The following is a 16954-nucleotide window of genomic DNA, read 5'->3' as shown; positions in this document are numbered from 1 at the left end:
CGAAACGCCGCGCATGCTGTAGACATGTCCGACCGGCCGGCACCAAGAGCGACCACTCATCCCCTGCGCGGCATCTTCGTGATCAACAGCGTGCCGCGGCGCTGGCCGTTCGCACTGCGCGCCGGGATCTGCATGGCGGTACCGGTTCTGGTCGGCTGGCTGGCCGGAGACACCACCGCCGGCCTGGTCGCCACCATCGGCGGATTCACCTCCTTGTATGGCAGCGGCCGGCCGTATCTGAACCGCGGCGCGTACCTCGCCGTGGTCGCAGTGTGCTTTGCCGCCGCCGTGGCACTGGGCGATTGGGCGTCGTCGGCGCCGTGGCTGGGCGTACTGACCGTCACGCTGATCGCCGCGGTGGCCACCCTGGTGTGCCACGCCCTGTCGGTCGGGCCGCCCGGGGCCTACATGTTGGTGCTGGCCTGCGCCGCCGGTACCGGCACGCCCGCGACACTGCACCTGAGCCCGGCCCAGCACGCCACGCTCGTGTTGGCCGGCGGCGCGTTCGCCTGGTTGGTGCACATGTCGGGTGCGCTGATCCGTCCTCGCGGACCGGAGAAAGCCGCCGTGGCCGCGTCGGCCGCCGCCGTCGCGGACTACATCGACAACCCGACGGCCGACACAAGACATCGGGCGGCGCTGTTGCTGCACACCGCATGGGTCACCCTGGTCAACCACCAGCCGGTGCAACCCAAGCCCGACCGGGCGCTGTACCGGCTGCGGGTCGTCAACCGGCGCCTGCACGTGTTGTTCGCCGAGGCGATGCGGGCTGTCGACGCGGGAGCGCCGGCTCCGCCTGACGGCGCGGCCCTGGCCCGGCACCTGGCCACCGTCCCGGCCGACGCGATCACCGATGAGCATGGCGCCGAAGGAGTTCCGCTGGGCCGGCCGAGCGTGCTGCGTCTGCTGCGCCGGGCACTGACGCCGGGTTCGGTGTCGCTGCAGCTGGCTGCGCGGGTCGGCGTCGCGGTACTAATCTCCGGCGTCATCGCGGTGCTGGTCTCGCAAGCCTTGACGATGACGCATGCGTACTGGGCGATGGCGGCCGCCGTTCTGATGCTGCACCAGGGTTTCGACTGGCAACGGACGCTGACCCGCAGCGTCGAACGGACCCTGGGCACCTGGCTGGGCCTCGCGGTGGCCGGGGCGATCCTGGCCGTGCATCCGCAGGGCCTGTGGCTCGCGCTGGTGATCGGTGCACTGCAGTTCGTCATCGAGATGTACGTGGTGCGCAACTACACCTTGGCCGTCGTGTTCATCACGCCCGCCGCGCTCACGATCGCCTCCGGCGGGGTGCCCGTCGCGAATCTCGGCGAGCTTCTGCTCACCCGCGGCAGCGACACCCTGATCGGATGTGCGGTGGCGTTGGCCGTGTACTGGGCCACCCAACGCCTGCGCCATCCGACGGCTCTGCCCAAGGCGATCACCGGCACGCTCGACGCGGTCACCACGGCCCTGTCGCACCTGAGGGACACCGACGTCAGCTCCCCGGTCGCCCGCACTGCGCGCCGGGACCTGCAGTTGCGGGCGATGGAGTTACTGCCCGCCTACGACGGGAGTGTCGGCGGTTCGGCCGCGCAACGTGTTGGGGCGGAACGGTTGTGGCCGACGGTCGTGGCTGCCGAACAGCTCGCGTACCGCACGCTGGCCGCGTGTTGGGCCGCCGAACATGACGGCCGCACCGAGGCCGGAGCCCGCGCGGCCGCCGACACCGCCGCGGCGCTGCGAGAACAGGTTTCGGTGCTACGCAACGGCCTTGACGAACGACAGTAGCCAGCTCACCACCGACAACACGATCGCCGCCCAGATCGCGGTCCACCAGAACTGGTCGATGTGCAGACCCCAGCCGGTGGTGTTGTCGGTGATCCACGAGGTGAGCATGAGCATCAGGGCGTTGATGACGATGTGGAACAGCCCAAGCGTGAGGATGTAGAGCGGGATCGACAGGATCTGCACGATCGGCTTGATGAACGCGTTGACCAGACCGAAGATCACGGCGACGACGAAGATGATGCCGACTCTGGCAATTGTCGAGTCACCGCCGACGAAGCTCATCCCCGGCACGACGAGAGTGACCACCCAGAGCGCGAATCCGACCGCGGCGCGCAGCAGAAATGAGCTCATGGGCGCTCAGTCTGCCGAGCGCAGTAGGTACGTGTCCATGATCCAGCCATGGCGTGTTCTGGCTTCCGCGCGCGCGGCAACGATCTCGTCGCCGATCTCGCCGACGGTGCCCGCATAGAGCAACTCGTCGGCCGTGCCGAGATAAGCGCCCCACCAGATCCTGGTCTGCGGCGGGCACTGTTGAAATGAGCAGTCGGCGTCGAGCATCACCACGGCACTTCCCGTCAATCCCTGCTCACGCAACTGCCGTCCGGTCGTGATCAGCACGGGTTCGCCGACGTCGTTGAGCGGGATGCGGTGCCGGGCGGTCAGGACCTGGATGGCGGTGATGCCGGGGATGACGTCGTAGGTGAACTCCACGTACTCGGCCACTGTGTCCAGGATCCGCAGTGTGCTGTCGTACAGCGACGGATCACCCCAGGCTAAGAAAGCCCCGGTCCCGTCGGGCCCGAGTTCGGTCTCGATGGCCGCCGCCCAGATCCGGGCGCGCTCGGCGTGCCAGTCGGCCACCGCCTGGCGGTAGCCCGGGACGTCACCGGCCGCGGCGCGCGGTGGGTCGACCAGTTCGACGAACCGGTAGCCGTCGGGATCGGTGATGAACCGGTCGCAGATCAGCTTGCGCACCGCCACCAACTCGTCGGCCGTGCCTCTGCGCGGCCCCTTGTCCATCGCGAAGAACACCTGGGTGTCGTTGAGCGCGGAAATGGCCTGGACCGTGACGAAGTCCGGATCACCGGCCCCGATTCCGATGACGTGGATACGACGCACGCCTGGAAGGTTAACCGAAATGAAACCGGGTACCCGAAGTATCCGGTACCCGAGGTATTGACATCGTGCGTTGCCGCTACCTACCGTCGAGCCAGGGGGTACACGATGAAGGGACGTCAACGGTGACAGCTTCGGTCAGATCCACCGGTTCGGCCAACGCCGCGACGCGGGACGCGTTTTCCGAGCGCCTGCTCAAGGGGTCGGTGCGCAAGTCGTACGCACCGGTCGTCGACATCGACTGGGACGCGCCGCTGGACCCGGACAAGTTCTTCCTACCACCGCGCATCGTGTCGCTGTACGGAACACCATTGTGGGACACCATGTCCCGCGAGGAGCAGATCGAGCTGTCCCGCCAGGAACTGGCCAACACGCTGTCGGCCGGCATCTGGTTCGAGAACATCCTCAACCAGTCGCTGCTGCGCAAGATGATGCACCAGGATCCGACCTCGCATTCCACGCACTACGAGCTCACCGAACTCGGCGACGAGACCCGGCACATGGTGATGTTCGGCAAGGCCATCGACAAGATCGGCGCCAAGCCCGTACGGCCGCGGCTCTATCAGCGCATCATCATCAACTCGCTGCCGTTCGCCTTCCGCGGCTCGGTGCTGTGGGTGGCCGCGCTCGTCGGCGAGGAGATCTTCGACTCGCTGCAGCGCCAGATGATGGACGACCCCGATCTGCAACCGATGGTGCAGCGGCTCATGCGTATTCACGTCACCGAGGAGGCCCGCCACATCCAGTTCGCCCGCGACGGCCTGCGTAAGCGCATGCCGTCGATGCCCTGGTACACGCGGGTGTGGGTGGCCAACCTCAACGGTGCCGGCGGGCCGTTCTTCCGCTATCTGTTCACCAACAAGGTGCAGTACGCCCGCGTCGGCCTCGACGCCCGCGCAGCGCGGCGCATGGCCCGGGCCAGCGCCCACCGCCGCGAGGTACAGATCTCCGGGTTCGCGCCGCTGGCGGCCTTCCTCGAAGAAGTCGGTCTGATGGGCCGTATCGGTCGACGCATGTGGCGGCGGGCCGGGTTCCTGTCCACCGCCGCACCCGATCGCCTCCCCGCGTCCACAGATGCGGGTGACGTGACGACCGACGAGGTGTACGACGGCTTCGCGATACTGGATGCAGGTGACGGCGATCGCCGGGTACATGTGCGGCTGGCCGGCCACCTGGTTCCGATCGACGGCCGGTTCCATTGGCGCGGAACCATCCTCGATGCTCCCGACACGTTGAGCCCAGGCGCCGTCCGGATCAGCATCGGAACCCGGACCGTCGACGCCCGCATCACCGAGCGCACCTCGCAGGGCACGCATTCGATCGTCGGTGTGGGCGAACCGCCGTTCGAACTGGACGGCGCTGACCGGTCGGACGTCACCGCCGCCGGCTGAGCAGCGAGCGGCCCAGCAACCCGGCCGCGAACACCGCACCGCCGATCCCGGAGATCAACAGCGGCAGCTGGCCGGGCTGACCTGGAATCGCAGTCCAGGCCAGCCCGGCCCACACCCCGGCACCCAGCACGGCAAAACCGCTGAGCCCCTGGAACACTCCTTGCGCACTGCCCTGAAGGTCTGATCCCACCAGTGCCGAGATCCAGGCCTTGCCGACGCCGTCGGTGCAGCCGGTGAACAGGCCGTAGGCCCCGATCAGCAGCCAGGCCAGCAGTGGATCGGTGGTCAATCCCAACCCGGCATAGCCGATCGCGAAGAACACCAGGCCGATCCCGAACACCGGAAGCCGCCCGATCCGGTCGGCCAGCAGCCCGGCCGGGAAGCTGGAGATCGCGTACACCGCGTTGTAGGTGACGTAAGCCAGGATGACCTCGACGACCGAGAAGCCGATCTCGTTGAGCCGCAACAACAACAGCGCGTCGGGGAAATTCAGCAGGCCGAAAGCCACCAGCACCGCCGTCACCCGCCAGTACCGGCCGGGCAGGTCACGCAACCTGGCGAAGATCGGCTCACGCTGCCGCACCGAGGGGGCGCGACGCTTCGCCCCCCGCTTTTCTTTGCCCTTTTCTGAGACCAGGAACACCAATCCGACGCTGAGCACCGCGGGCGCCACGGCGACCCACAGCAGCGGCGCGATCTGATGGTCGAGGAGTTCATAACCGGCCAACCCCAGCAGTGGACCGACCACCGCGCCGAAAGTGTCCATCGCCCGGTGGAATCCGAACACCCGGCCGCGGGCCGCCTCGTCGATGTCGGTGACCAGCAGTGCGTCTCTCGGCGCGCCGCGAATCCCCTTGCCGAGGCGGTCGACCACACGGCCGGCCAGCACGCCGGACCATGCGCCCGCCGCCGCCACCATGACCTTGCCCAGAGCCGCCATGCCGTAGCCGGTGGCGATCAGGGGCCGCTTGGCGAATCGGTCCCCGAGCGGGCCGGCGGCCAACTTGGTCATGGCCGCGGCACCTTCGGCCGCGCCCTCGACCGCGCCCACCACCGCCGGTGGGGCACCGAGCACGACCGTCAGATAGATCGGCAGCAGCGGGTAGAGCAGTTCGCTCGCGGTGTCCTGCAGGAAGGACACCGCCGAGAGCACCCGGACGTTGCGGGTCAGCCACGCAGGCACCCGGCAATCATGCCTGCCCGATCGGCCCCACGGAACTAGAACACGTTCTAGTGTGTACGGCATGCGGTTCACCTACGCCGAAGCCATGACCGATCCCACCTACTACATCCCGTTGGCCCAGGCGGCCGAGGCCGCCGGCTATCACGCCATGACGATTGCCGACAGCATCGCCTATCCCTTCGAGTCCGACTCGAAGTACCCGTACACCCCCGACGGCAACCGGGAGTTCCTGGACGGCAAGGCTTTTGTGGAGGCCTTCGTGATGGCCTCGGCACTGTGCGCGTCCACCACCACGCTCAAATTCAACTTCTTCGTTCTCAAGCTGCCGATCCGCCCGCCCGCCCTGGTGGCCAAGCAGGTCGGCTCGCTCAACGCGTTGTTCGACAACCGGCTCGGGCTCGGTGTGGGCACCAGCCCGTGGCCCGAGGACTACGAACTGCTGGGCGTGCCGTTCGCGCGCCGCGGCAAGCGGATGGACGAGTGCATCGACATCATCCGCGGACTGACCACCGGCGATTATTTCGAGTACCACGGCGAGTTCTACGACATCCCCAAGACCAAGATGACCCCGGCACCGTCGAAGCCGGTGTCGATCCTGGTCGGCGGACATGCCGAGGCGGCATTGCGCCGCGCCGCCCGCAACGACGGCTGGATGCACGGCGGCGGCAGCCCTGAGGAACTCGACCAGTTGTTGACCCAGCTGAACCAGATCCGGGAGGAAGAAGGGCAGACCGGGGACTTCGAGATCCACGTCATCTCCGGGGATGCCTTCACCCTCGACGGCATCAAGCGGTTGGAGGACAAGGGCGTCACCGACGTGATCGTGGGCTTCCGGCTGCCCTACATCAAAGGCGACGACACCGAGCCGCTGGACCGCAAGATCCGGCACCTGGAGAAGTTCGCCGAGAACCTCATCGCCAAGGTGTGAGGATTTGAGGGAACACTCGGTGCGCCGTTAGCGTTGCACCCGCCGTTCTCGCCAACGCTGTCCGAGAGCTCCAGTCCGCGAACCTCGGAAAGCCTGCTTCACATGACGTCCTCTCTCGAACGCCCCCGCGCTGTTGTGGCCCCCGACCCCATGGTGCGCATGCTCGCGGTGTTCGCCCTGGCCCTCGGCGGGTTCGGGATCGGCACCACCGAATTCGTCGCGATGGGCCTGCTGCCCGACATCGCCACGGGTTTCGGGATCAGTGAGCCGACCGCGGGCCACGTCATCTCTGCCTACGCCCTGGGCGTCGTCGTCGGTGCGCCGGTGATTGCCGCGCTCACCGCGCGCTGGCCCCGCAAGGCACTGCTGCTCGCTCTGATGGCGGTGTTCACCCTCGGCAACCTGGCCAGCATGCTGGCGCCGAGCTACCCGACGTTGGTCATCGCACGGTTCGTCGCCGGCCTGCCGCACGGCGCGTTCTTCGGCATCGCCGCGTTGGCCGCCGCGCACCTGATGGGTCCGCAGAACCGTGCCAAGGCCGTGGCCTACGTGTTGTGCGGTCTGACCGTCGCCACCGTCTTGGGTGTGCCGGTGGCGTCCTGGCTGGGGCAATCATCGGGTTGGCGAAGCGCGTTCGGCCTGGTGGTGGTCATCGGGCTGGTCACCTTGACCGCGTTGTGGCGCTGGCTGCCCGACCATCTGCGGTCGATGCACGTCACCAGCCCACTGACCGAACTCGGCGCGCTGCGCCGTCCGCAGGTCTGGCTGGCCGTGCTCGTCGGCATGATCGGCTTCGGCGGGATGTTCGCGGTGTACACCTACATCAGCACCACGATGACGGATGTGACCGGTCTGCCGCGGTCGCTGGTCCCGGTGGCGCTCATGGTGTTCGGCCTCGGCATGGTGTGCGGCAACCTGATCGGTGGTCGGTTGGCCGATGCCTCGGTGGTCCGGGCGCTGTACCTGTCGCTGGGCGCCCTGGCCGTTCTGCTGACCGCGTTCTCGCTGGGATCGCACAGCCCGTGGACCGCGCTGCCCCTGTTGTTCGGTGTCGGCATGGCCGGCTCGGCCGTCGGGCCGGCGCTGCAAACCCGGCTCATGGACGTCGCCCACGACGCCCAGACGTTGGCCGCGGCGCTCAACCACTCCGCACTCAACATCGGCAACGCCACCGGCGCCTGGGTGGGCGGTCTGGTGATCGCGGCGGGACTCGGCTACACCGCACCGGCGGCTGCCGGTGCCCTGCTGGCGGTAGGCGGATTGCTGGTGTTCACCGTGTCGGTGGCACTGCAGCGCCGGAGCCCTACTCCTCGATGATGTGTACCGCGGCCTCTTCGGCGGAGGCCGCGCCGCCGTCGATACCGACATCGGTGCCGAACAGTTCGGCGTCATCGTCCACACCGAAGCCCGCATCCGGGGCGACCAGCCGCCCCGAACGCCGGTCACCTACCTCGTCGTCTCCGGCCTGCTCGTCGGGGGCGTCGGAGTCGTCGAGTTGCATGGCCGGGTCAGGTTCCTCCTCGGCCAGCAGCTCATCGAGCGACTCGTGCTCGCGTGGCTGGAGCCAGCGCTCGGGCGGCGAGTAACCCTCGTCGAGCAAATCGTCCACACCCCGGTCGATCAGGGTGTCCTCCTGAGTCAACTGGTCTTCGTCCTCGACGCTGTACCCGTCAGTACTCATCTTTCAACGATGGCACACTCCTGCAGTTGTCGACACCGGTGCGACGCTCACAGAGACCGGCCGATGATCTCCTTCATGATTTCGCTGGTGCCGCCGTAGATCTTGTTCACCCGTGCGGCCGCATAGGCGCGACCGATCGGGTACTCCATCATGTAGCCGTAACCACCGAAGAACTGCACACAGCGGTCCACAACGGAGACGCCCTTGTCCGCTGCGATCAACTTGGCCATCGATGCCGTGGCCGGATCGTTGCGGCCGTCGATGTAGGACTGCACGCAGTAATCGACCGTCGTCTTGATCGACAACACCTCGGCCTTGAGTTCTGCCAGGGCGAAGCGGTTGTGCTGGAAGCCGATCAGCGGTTTGCCGAACGCCTCCCTTTCCTTCGTGTACCGGATGGCCTCCAAAACCGCCGCCTCAGCCATGCCCGAACACACCGAGGCGATGGCCAGCCGCTCCCGGGCCAACTGCTCCATGAGTTGATAGAAGCCGAGCCCTTCCCGCTCTCCGAGCAGGTTTTTCACCGGTACCCGCATGTCGGAGAAGAACAGCTCGCGGGTGTCCTGGCCGTGCTGACCCACCTTTTCCAACACCCGCCCACGCTGGAAGCCATGCAGTCCATCGTCGGTCTCGGCGACGATGAGCGAGATGCCGGCCGAGCCCTGTTCGGGGTCGGTCTTGGCGACGATCACCAACAGGTCGCAGTGAGTTCCGTTGGAGATGAACGTCTTCGATCCGTTGACGACGTAGTCGTCACCGTCGCGGACGGCAGTGGTGCGCACTGCCTGCAGGTCGGATCCGGTGCCGGGTTCGGTCATCGCGATGGCCAGCACCGCCTCGCCGCTGATGATCTTCGGCATCCAGCGCTGCTTCTGTTCCGCGTCACCGTAGGTGTTGATGTAGTGCGCGACGATCGGTGCGTGCACCACCCAACCGGACGCTGAGTCGTGGGCCAGCGCCAATTCCTCGGCGACCACCGCGGACAAGCCGAAGTCTCCACCGGCACCGCCGTACTCCTCGGGAAGATCGAGCCCGAGGAGTCCGGCGTCGCCGAGTTTGTTCCAGAATTCGCGGTCGACCTGATGGTTACGAGCCCAGCGTTCCTGGTGTGGTGTCGCTTCCTTGCGGAAGAACTCCGCCGCGTGGCGGCGCAGTTCCCGGTGTTGATCGGTCTCCCAGGACGCCCGGTAATCCGGGAAAAGTTCGGACACGCTCTCACCTCGCTCGTTCGATTGCGATACAACTGTATCGTCAACAAGTCACTTGTAGACCATGTTGGTCACACCAGGCCATTCCGGGAGAACTCGACATGACCGATCCACGGGTCAGGGCGGAGGACCTGACCGCAAAAGCGCGCGTCCGCAACATCGCGCTGGATCTGTACTCGAAGCACGGGGCCGATCGAATCTCCTTGCGCGCCGTAGCTGCCGAGGCAGGAGTCACCCTCGGGCTGGTGCAGCACCATTACAAGACGAAGGCCGGCCTGCGTGACGCCGTCGACCAGTTGGTGGTGGACTACTTCGCGACCGCCCTGGCCGAGGTACCCGAAGCCGATCACCCGACCGATCTCGCCGACGCCCGCGACCAGGCCGTGCGCCGCATGCTGCAGGCGAATCAAGCGGTCGTCGATTACGTTCGTCGTGCCGTCCTGGATCCATCCGGGGAAAACCTGCATCTCGTCGATGCCCTCGTCAACCTGACCGAGCGAGAAGTCGGCAGGTTGCGAAACGCCGGCCGGGCGTCGACCAAACGTCGCCGATCCACGCAAGTCGTAGCCGTCCTGGTACGCCAGATGGGTGAGCTGTTGCTGGCCCCGTTGGTCGATGCCGTGTGGGACCGGATGGACGACGCGGACCGGCCCAAGCCGAGGCTGCAGATCACCGTGGTCGAGACGGGCCGACCCACATCCTGAGAAATTCCGCAATTTCAGCTGAGAATTGTGGAATTTTCGAACGGAATTCCCAATTAAACGTCATAGGCAGTAACCGGAAGTTGCGGGACTTGCGGTGCGGCCTACGACGGAGGGTTGGGAAAATGAAGTCATATACCATCGCCACATTGGCCGCGGGCACGTTGACCGCTGGAGTTTTCCTCGGGGGCGTCGCGGCTGCCGCTCCGACCGGACAATCGGCCGAACAGACCGTTAAGAGCCTGCAGACCAGCGGATATCACGTCATCGTCAACCGTACGGGCGCCGCCCCACTGGCCAACTGCACCGTACTCGGCGTGCGCCAGGGGCAGACCATCGCCACCAACGACTCCCGGGGTGGCAGCTCCATCAGCACCACCGTCATTTCAAAGACGGCATACGTCGACGTCGCCTGCTGAGTGGGAATGAAAACGGGCACACATTTGTTTGGAGGTGCCCTCACGATCGGCCGCACAATTCGTGCGGCCGATTCTTTTTACCGGGGCCGTATCGCTTTCTGCGGGCTTGTCGGTGCATCGGCGTACGGTACCGAACATGAGTTCGATATTGGTTTCCGAGAGGGACATCGAGCGGACGATCGTCGGTGACGCGCTCGATCACCTGAACGCAGCATGCAAAGAAATCGACGCGCTGTCGGTGCACGCACTGACACGGTCGGAGCTACAGGAGGTCCTGAGCCGGCTCAACGCCGGTGAGAAACGGTTGGCCACCGCCCAGCAGCGGCTGCTCGGACGGATGGTCGCCACCGACAACGTCTCGCCGCCTCGGTTCGACCCGGCCGCGGTGCTCGCCCGGCGGCTCCGGATCTCGCCGGCAGAGGCGCAACGTCGCATTGCGGCGGCCAGTCAACCTTCCGGCTGACGTCCACGCCGAGTTCGGCAGCGGTAGAAGTTGGGTACCCGACTCGTCGTGGCATTCGACATCACGCCCACCGCCGCCCAGCACGACCTGGCCCGACGTACCCACGAGTTCGCCGAGCAGGTCGTACGCCCGGTCGCCGCCGACTACGACCGACGCCAGGAATTTCCGTGGCCGGTGCTCGAAGAAGCAGCCGTGCAGGGTTTCTACAACCCGCTGTTCTATCGCGATCTGATCGGTGACCCGAGCGGGTTGTCCCTCCCGATGTTCATGGAGGAGCTGTTCTGGGGTTGCGCGGGGATCGGCCTGGCCGTTGTGATGCCGGCCTTGGCGCTCTCGGCGATCGGTCAAGCCGCCTCACCCGAACAGATGCTGCAGTGGGCACCCGAATGCTTCGGCACACCGGGTGATCTGAAACTCGCCGCGCTGGCGATCTCCGAACCCGAGGGCGGCAGCGATGTGCGGAACCTCCGCACGTACGCGGTCCGCGACGGGTCGGGACCTGACGCGGACTGGATCATCAACGGCCACAAGATGTGGATCGGCAACGGCGGTATCGCCAATGTGCACGTGGTCAACGCGGTCGTCGACAAAGAACTCGGGCACAAGGGCCAGGCGCTGTTCATCGTGGAAGGCGGCACCCCCGGTCTGGAGATGGTGCGCAAACTCGACAAGCTCGGCTGCCGGGCCTCACACACCGCCGAGCTCACGTTCGACAATGTCCGGGTCCCGGCCGGCAATCTGCTCGGCGGCCACGAGAAACTCGAGCACAAGCTGGCCCGGGCCCGCGAGGCGGTCGAAGGCGGCAGACATTCCGGCTCCGCCACGCTCGGAACCTTCGAGCAGACCCGGCCGATGGTGGCCGCCCAAGCTCTCGGAATCGCCAGGGCAGCATTGGAATACGCCACGGAGTACGCCAACCGGCGAGTGGCCTTCGGCGCACCGATCATCGACAACCAGGGCATCGCGTTTCCGCTCGCCGATCTGGCCACGCAGATCGACGCGGCCCGGCTGCTCACCTGGCGGGCGTCCTGGATGGCCGCCACCGGTGTGCCGTTCGAGCGTGGCGAGGGGTCGATGTCCAAGCTGGCCGCCAGCGAGGTGGCCGTCCGCGCCACCGAGCAGGCCATCCAGACCATGGGCGGCTGGGGCTACATCACCGAGCATCCGGTGGAGAAGTGGTACCGGGATGCCAAGCTGTACACGATCTTCGAGGGCACCAGCGAGATCCAGCGCATCGTCATCGCACACGCCCTCGGCGCCGCCGACGGCAAACCACCCCTGCACGTGGACCTTGAACCCTCGGGCGGGCCGCTGAACCGGTGGTTCGGTCGGGGCACACCGCTTCGGACCCGGGTGGCCGGCGCGGCACTGTCGGCCAAAGACCACGTACCGGAACCGGCGATGCGGCTGGCGATGAAAGTGTTGCAACCGCCCCGGAAGTGAGATGCGCTCCGCTCGTGTCGCAGCGGCGGCGACACGGTGCCGTTGCCTATCCTCAGCGGGTGACCGACCCCGTGATCATCCACACCGACGGCGGATGCCGGCCCAATCCGGGGCCGGGTGGCTGGGGCGCGGTGCTGCGCCACCGTGAGCACGTTCGGGAGTTGTACGGCGGAGACCCGGGAACCACCAGCAACAACCGCATGGAGTTGATGGCGCCCATCATGGCGCTGGAGGCGCTCACCAGACCCGTGGTGGTGCACCTGCACACCGACAGCACCTATGTCCGCAACGGCATCACCAAATGGGTGCTCGGCTGGGAACGCAACGGTTGGCTGACCGCCGCGAAGCAGCCGGTGAAGAACGTCGACCTGTGGCAGCGGCTGCAGGCTGCCTGCCTACAGCATCAGGTCGAGTGGTTCTGGGTAAAAGGGCACTCGGGAGTCCCCGACAATGAACTGGCTGACGCACTGGCGACGCGGGGGCTGCAGGAAGCGCTCGGCGCCGCACCGGTCGCGTAGCCGGCACAGGGTGCGTCGTCACCGGTGATGGGTTGGTTGGTGAATGGCAGTGGGGATTACTCCCACACCACTTCATCCGGCGTCTTGTCCGTCCGCAATCCGCGCCAACTCGGTTGGCGCAGGCGGTGATCCGAGGTGCGCTCGCTGTAGCGCACCTCGCCGACCAGTTCCGGCCGCACGAAGGTGACCCCCTTGGCATCCGGTCGCGGCAGGGGCTTGTCGAACGGGGATTGGTCGGTGTGCAGTGGTTTGAGGATGCCTTTGAGCTTGGTCAGTTCCTTCTCGGTGAATCCGGTGCCGACCCGTCCGACGAACTCGAGGCCGTCAGGGCCGGGTATCCCGAGCAGCAGCGCACCGATGCCGCTGCTGCGGCCGCCTTCGCCCTGGCGCCAGCCCCCGATCACCGCTTCCTGGGTGTTCCAGATCTTGTCCTTGATCCACGCCGCCGAGCGGCGGCCCGGCTGGTAGGTCGAGTCCCGCTTCTTCGCGACGACGCCCTCGAACCGGTTCTCCCGCGCGTGCTCCATCGCTTCGGGACCGTCACCGGCGAGCGGCTCCGGCACGATCAGTCTTCCACCGGCGGCCAGTGCTTCCAACAGCTTTCGCCGGTCGGAGTACTTGGCGCGCAACAACGACCGGCCGTCGAGCCACAGGATGTCGAAGGCCCAGAACTCGACGCGGGTGGACCGGGCCCGGTTCTGCATCTCGCGGAAACTGGGCACCCCCGAGTCGTCGAGTGCCACCGCCTCGCCGTCGAGCACCACGTGGTGATCGGCGAGATCAGCGGCCAGCGCCTCGAACTGCGGATACTCGGCTGTGACATCGCGGCCACGGCGCGAACGCAGTTGCAGCCCACCGTGATCGGCCTCCACCAACAACCGGTAGCCATCCCACTTGCCCTCGAAAGCCCATCCGGTGGCCTTGAGTTTCGCCACCGACCCCTCGGTCGCCAGCATCGGCGAGAAATCCTTGGGTTCCGGAGTCGGCGACTTCTGGTCCTTCATCCGGTGTGCGAGCCAGTTCTTGCCGTCGGTCTGGATCAGCGCGTAGCGCCCGGTGATCTTCTCACCGTGCAGCGTGACGATCACTTCCCCGCCCTTGTCGGGACCGTCGGGCGCATGGTCGTTGAACTTCTCGGTCTCGTACGTACCGGTGTCCCAGACGATGACCTTGCCGCCGCCGTATTCGCCTTTGGGAATCTCGCCGTGAAACGTCAGGTATTCCATCGGGTGGTCTTCGGTATGCACGGCAAGGTGATTCACCGACGTGGTGTCGGGCAGGTTCTTGGGCACCGCCCAGCTGACCAGCACCCCGTCGCGCTCCAGGCGGAAGTCGTAGTGCAGCCGCCGGGCATGGTGTTCTTGGATGACGAACGCATTGTCGTTGCCGGTCGTGGGCGACGCCGCCGGCACCGGTTCGGGAGTCTTGGCGGCGTCGCGCATGCTGCGATAGGTGGTCAGCTTGTCGGCCACGGGTGCGTCCGCATCCAGCCCGGCCAGCAGGTCACCGTCATCGGAAACCCGCTGCAACACTTCGTCGAAGCGCAGGTGACGCAGATCCGGATCACCGACCTCGTCCCAGGTGCGGGGCGCAGCCACCGTCGGGTACTCGCGTCCACGCAGTGAGTACGGGGCGATGGTGGTCTTGGCCGCGTTGTTCTGGCTCCAGTCCAGGAACACCTTCTGCGTCCGGACACTGCGGGTCATGGTGGCGGTGACCAGTTTGGGCATCGACTGTTCGAGCTGGACGGCCACCCGCTTGGCCAGCACCGAAGCCCCCCGCGAACTGATCGGATCGGCCAGCGGCACATACAGATGCAGACCCTTGCTGCCGCTGGTCAGTGGATACGTCGTCAACCCGATGTCGCTCATCAGTTCCCGCACCGCGTGGGCGACTTCGCACAGTTGGGGCATGGTGACGCCTTCGCCGGGATCGAGATCGAACACGATGCGGGTGGCCGGCCCCTGGCTGCCGTCAGGCGAGAACCGCCATTGCGGCACATGCACTTCCAGGGACGCCTGCTGGGCGATCCAGGCCAGTCCTTCGCGGGTGTTGATGATCGGGTACGAGGTGGTCCCGGACTTGTGCACGATGGTGCCGCGCTCAAGCCAGTCCGGGGCCGACGAGGCCAACTGTTTCTCGAAGAACGACGACTCGGCGACCCCGTTGGGCCACCGCTTGCGGGTCACCGGACGTCCGGCGATGTGCGGCAGCATCACCTCGGCGACGCTGAGGTAGTAGTCGAACACCTCGGCTTTCGTGGTGCCGGAGGCCGGATAGAGCACCTTGTCGGGATTCGTCAGCCGAACCCGTTCATAACGCTCCATCTTCCCAACCTATACGCGACGGCTCGGGCGTGTCCGGACATAAGATTTCGACACCGATACGTGGGAGATCGCCGTGGCGGAATGTGAAATCGACGATATCCTCGCCGAGGTCAGTGGCGGGGATGCCACATGGATGCCGATCGAGGCACATTCATCTGAGTTGGCAGGGATACCGCAGAAATGGCGACCGATCGCGTCCGCGGTCGCCTCATCCGAAAGATGTCACCACGCACTGTCGTTGTGGAGCAGCGATTTCATGGCGCTTCTCCCTGGATTCGCCCGCCGATTCCGAGACGAACTCGCCGATGTCCGGGTCTTCCGCCGAGAACTGGGCGGTTCGGTCGAAAACGTTCTCATCTACGTGGCGGGACAAGCGAGAGACGAATTTCCGGCATTGTGGCTCGGCTGGGATCCGGCCGTCCTCGGGCAGCCCAGAGCAGAATTCTTCGATTGCTTTCCAGATGCCGTACAGACGTTCCTGCGCGACGTGCATGCGGGATTTACCGCCCAGGATTGGCAGTCTTACGGGATCAGGCGCCCCGACGCCTGGGAGAGCCTCGACGGATACGACTGGTTTCCGGGTGAGAGCTTTGACCAGGTCGGGTCGGACCCGTCACAGCTGATGTGGTTCACGAAAGATTCAGGGCAGCTGTACTACTGCGTGAACAGCAGCCTCCCCGGAACGGTGACACTTGCCTACGAGGGCAATATCGACCCACCGAGCGAATTCGCCGCAGAACTCGACGAGCTCCTCATGCGTCGCTGGGACGAGCAGTGACAACGCCGCCGGCACGGCCGGACGTCGGCAAAACGAGCACCGGATGGCTGATCGCCTCCCCTACCATGAAGACATGAGCCGGGCCCTGGTCATCGGTGAAGCGTTGATCGACATCGTCGAGAGCAACGGCAGCGTCATCGGCGAATACGTCGGCGGCAGCCCGCTCAACGTCGCCGTCGGGTTGAGCCGGCTGGGCCGTGGCGTCGACTTCCTCACCCACATCGGCGAGGACGACCACGGTAAGCGCATCGTCGACTATCTGAAAACGTCTGGGGTAGAGCTGGTTTCAGGGAGCACCGGCGATGGACGGACACCGACCGCGCGGGCGGTGCTCGATGCCGTGGGCGCGGCCCGCTACGAGTTCGACATCGACTGGCAACTGTCGGGCACACCCGAGGTGGCCACTCCGCTTCTGGTGCACACCGGGTCGATCGCGACGGTGCTGGAGCCGGGCTGTCGCGCCACCGCCGCGCTGCTGGATGCCTATCGGATGTCGGCGACCATCAGCTTCGATCCGAACGTCCGCGCCGATGTGGTGCAGGACGACGACATCGCCCGCGGGCGCATCGACCGGCTCGTCGAACGCGCCGACGTCGTCAAGGTGTCCGAAGACGATCTGCGCTGGGTCGACTCGAGGCACTCCCCCGAACAGATCGCCCGCGCCTGGCTGGAGGTGGGCCCGTCGATCGTCGTGGTGACCTCGGGTGAACGCGGCGCCTTCGCGGTGTGCCGGTCCGGGGTGGTGTCCGTGCCGGCACGCCCGGTCCGCGTCGTGGACACGGTAGGCGCCGGTGACGCCTTCATGTCCGGCCTGCTCGACGCGCTGTGGTCACTGGGGTTGCTGGGTGCCGACCGGCGTCGGGAACTGGCCGCGATCGGCGCCGACACCTTGGCCGGCGCGCTGCGTGTCGCCGCGCTCGCCGCGGCGCTGACCGTGGGCAGGCCCGGTGCCGACCTGCCCGATCGTGCAACGTTGGACGCCGCGACTTCGTCCTGAGTGCGCGCTGCTGCGTTTGCAGACGTGA

General features: G+C 66.4%; 17 protein-coding genes. 11 read left to right on the top strand and 6 right to left on the bottom strand.

Features of this window, described 5'->3' with window-relative positions; genetic code table 11:
* The first annotated feature begins 24 nt into the window (after nucleotides 1-24).
* A complete protein-coding gene (locus A5740_RS00910) occupies nucleotides 25-1773 on the top strand; it encodes an FUSC family protein (RefSeq protein WP_083653892.1) in 1749 nt (582 codons plus the stop codon).
* Here the strand turns inward: A5740_RS00910 and A5740_RS00905 are convergent.
* Together A5740_RS00905 and cobF are read right to left on the bottom strand one after the other, a co-directional pair.
* On the bottom strand, nucleotides 1744-2124 hold the full coding sequence (locus tag A5740_RS00905; RefSeq protein WP_076190719.1) for a phage holin family protein: 381 nt from the start codon (nucleotides 2122-2124) through the stop codon (nucleotides 1744-1746). The genes A5740_RS00910 and A5740_RS00905 overlap by 30 nt on opposite strands.
* A gap of 6 nt (nucleotides 2125-2130) precedes the next feature.
* Nucleotides 2131-2892, bottom strand: coding sequence for a precorrin-6A synthase (deacetylating) (cobF, locus tag A5740_RS00900; RefSeq protein ID WP_076190718.1), 762 nt, complete (start codon nucleotides 2890-2892; stop codon nucleotides 2131-2133).
* A 122-nt stretch (nucleotides 2893-3014) separates the two neighbouring features.
* Between cobF and A5740_RS00895 the strand changes: the two genes are divergently transcribed.
* Nucleotides 3015-4280 (top strand): diiron oxygenase, encoded by a 1266-nt coding sequence (locus tag A5740_RS00895; protein ID WP_076190716.1) that lies wholly within the window; start codon nucleotides 3015-3017, stop codon nucleotides 4278-4280.
* Here A5740_RS00895 and A5740_RS00890 read toward each other — a convergent pair.
* Nucleotides 4264-5463 (bottom strand): MFS transporter, encoded by a 1200-nt coding sequence (locus tag A5740_RS00890; RefSeq protein WP_076190715.1) that lies wholly within the window; start codon nucleotides 5461-5463, stop codon nucleotides 4264-4266. The two genes, A5740_RS00895 and A5740_RS00890, sit on opposite strands and share 17 nt — an antisense overlap.
* 61 nt (nucleotides 5464-5524) lie before the next feature.
* Here A5740_RS00890 and A5740_RS00885 point away from each other — a divergent pair, with 61 nt between their 5' ends.
* Both A5740_RS00885 and A5740_RS00880 read left to right on the top strand, forming a co-directional pair.
* Complete coding sequence (locus A5740_RS00885; RefSeq protein ID WP_076190750.1) at nucleotides 5525-6391, top strand: LLM class flavin-dependent oxidoreductase; 867 nt, start codon at nucleotides 5525-5527, stop codon at nucleotides 6389-6391.
* Nucleotides 6392-6493: 102 nt separating this feature from the next.
* Complete coding sequence (locus A5740_RS00880) at nucleotides 6494-7708, top strand: MFS transporter (RefSeq protein WP_076190713.1); 1215 nt, start codon at nucleotides 6494-6496, stop codon at nucleotides 7706-7708.
* Here A5740_RS00880 and A5740_RS00875 read toward each other — a convergent pair.
* Nucleotides 7695-8072, bottom strand: coding sequence for a DUF5709 domain-containing protein (locus tag A5740_RS00875; RefSeq protein WP_076190711.1), 378 nt, complete (start codon nucleotides 8070-8072; stop codon nucleotides 7695-7697). The genes A5740_RS00880 and A5740_RS00875 overlap by 14 nt on opposite strands.
* A 47-nt stretch (nucleotides 8073-8119) precedes the next feature.
* The gene (locus tag A5740_RS00870) at nucleotides 8120-9283 is read right to left on the bottom strand and encodes an acyl-CoA dehydrogenase family protein (protein WP_076190709.1); all 1164 of its coding nucleotides are present in this window, start codon (nucleotides 9281-9283) and stop codon (nucleotides 8120-8122) included.
* A 98-nt stretch (nucleotides 9284-9381) separates the two neighbouring features.
* Between A5740_RS00870 and A5740_RS00865 the strand changes: the two genes are divergently transcribed.
* From A5740_RS00865 to rnhA, 5 genes are all read left to right on the top strand, one after another.
* A complete protein-coding gene (locus A5740_RS00865) occupies nucleotides 9382-9984 on the top strand; it encodes a TetR/AcrR family transcriptional regulator (protein WP_076190708.1) in 603 nt (200 codons plus the stop codon).
* Between the two features lie 122 nt (nucleotides 9985-10106).
* A complete protein-coding gene (locus tag A5740_RS00860; protein ID WP_076190706.1) occupies nucleotides 10107-10400 on the top strand; it encodes a hypothetical protein in 294 nt (97 codons plus the stop codon).
* A gap of 136 nt (nucleotides 10401-10536) precedes the next feature.
* Nucleotides 10537-10863: a hypothetical protein gene (locus A5740_RS00855; protein ID WP_076190705.1), complete on the top strand. Its 327-nt coding sequence runs from the start codon at nucleotides 10537-10539 to the stop codon at nucleotides 10861-10863.
* Between the two features lie 48 nt (nucleotides 10864-10911).
* Nucleotides 10912-12306 carry an acyl-CoA dehydrogenase family protein gene (locus tag A5740_RS00850; protein ID WP_076190703.1) on the top strand — a complete coding sequence of 465 codons (1395 nt, stop codon included), beginning with the start codon at nucleotides 10912-10914 and terminating at the stop codon, nucleotides 12304-12306.
* Nucleotides 12307-12365: 59 nt separating this feature from the next.
* Complete coding sequence (rnhA, locus tag A5740_RS00845) at nucleotides 12366-12824, top strand: ribonuclease HI (RefSeq protein WP_076190701.1); 459 nt, start codon at nucleotides 12366-12368, stop codon at nucleotides 12822-12824.
* Nucleotides 12825-12880: 56 nt separating this feature from the next.
* Here the strand turns inward: rnhA and A5740_RS00840 are convergent, their stop codons facing one another.
* On the bottom strand, nucleotides 12881-15151 hold the full coding sequence (locus A5740_RS00840) for an ATP-dependent DNA ligase (RefSeq protein WP_076190700.1): 2271 nt from the start codon (nucleotides 15149-15151) through the stop codon (nucleotides 12881-12883).
* Between the two features lie 73 nt (nucleotides 15152-15224).
* On the opposite strand from A5740_RS00840, the gene A5740_RS00835 reads away from it, so the two are divergent.
* Nucleotides 15225-15929 (top strand): hypothetical protein, encoded by a 705-nt coding sequence (locus A5740_RS00835; protein ID WP_076190698.1) that lies wholly within the window; start codon nucleotides 15225-15227, stop codon nucleotides 15927-15929.
* A gap of 73 nt (nucleotides 15930-16002) precedes the next feature.
* Nucleotides 16003-16926, top strand: coding sequence for a carbohydrate kinase (locus A5740_RS00830; protein WP_076190696.1), 924 nt, complete (start codon nucleotides 16003-16005; stop codon nucleotides 16924-16926).
* Nucleotides 16927-16954: the final 28 nt, after the last annotated feature.

It is taken from the genome of Mycobacterium sp. GA-1841 (genome assembly GCF_001954135.1).
Classification (GTDB): Bacteria; Actinomycetota; Actinomycetes; order Mycobacteriales; family Mycobacteriaceae; genus Mycobacterium.
This window is presented reverse-complemented; position numbering and strand designations above follow the sequence as displayed.

Excerpts from the sequence above, each read along its gene's own strand:
- A5740_RS00840 (WP_076190700.1), bottom strand. The coding sequence starts at position 15,151 with ATGGAGCGTTATGAACGGGTTCGGCTGACGAATCCCGACAAGGTGCTC.
- A5740_RS00905 (WP_076190719.1), bottom strand. The coding sequence starts at position 2,124 with ATGAGCTCATTTCTGCTGCGCGCCGCGGTCGGATTCGCGCTCTGGGTG.
- A5740_RS00830 (WP_076190696.1), top strand. The coding sequence starts at position 16,003 with ATGAGCCGGGCCCTGGTCATCGGTGAAGCGTTGATCGACATCGTCGAG.
- A5740_RS00865 (WP_076190708.1), top strand. The coding sequence starts at position 9,382 with ATGACCGATCCACGGGTCAGGGCGGAGGACCTGACCGCAAAAGCGCGC.
- A5740_RS00880 (WP_076190713.1), top strand. The coding sequence starts at position 6,494 with ATGACGTCCTCTCTCGAACGCCCCCGCGCTGTTGTGGCCCCCGACCCC.
- A5740_RS00855 (WP_076190705.1), top strand. The coding sequence starts at position 10,537 with ATGAGTTCGATATTGGTTTCCGAGAGGGACATCGAGCGGACGATCGTC.
- A5740_RS00885 (WP_076190750.1), top strand. The coding sequence starts at position 5,525 with ATGCGGTTCACCTACGCCGAAGCCATGACCGATCCCACCTACTACATC.
- A5740_RS00875 (WP_076190711.1), bottom strand. The coding sequence starts at position 8,072 with ATGAGTACTGACGGGTACAGCGTCGAGGACGAAGACCAGTTGACTCAG.
- A5740_RS00860 (WP_076190706.1), top strand. The coding sequence starts at position 10,107 with ATGAAGTCATATACCATCGCCACATTGGCCGCGGGCACGTTGACCGCT.
- A5740_RS00910 (WP_083653892.1), top strand. The coding sequence starts at position 25 with ATGTCCGACCGGCCGGCACCAAGAGCGACCACTCATCCCCTGCGCGGC.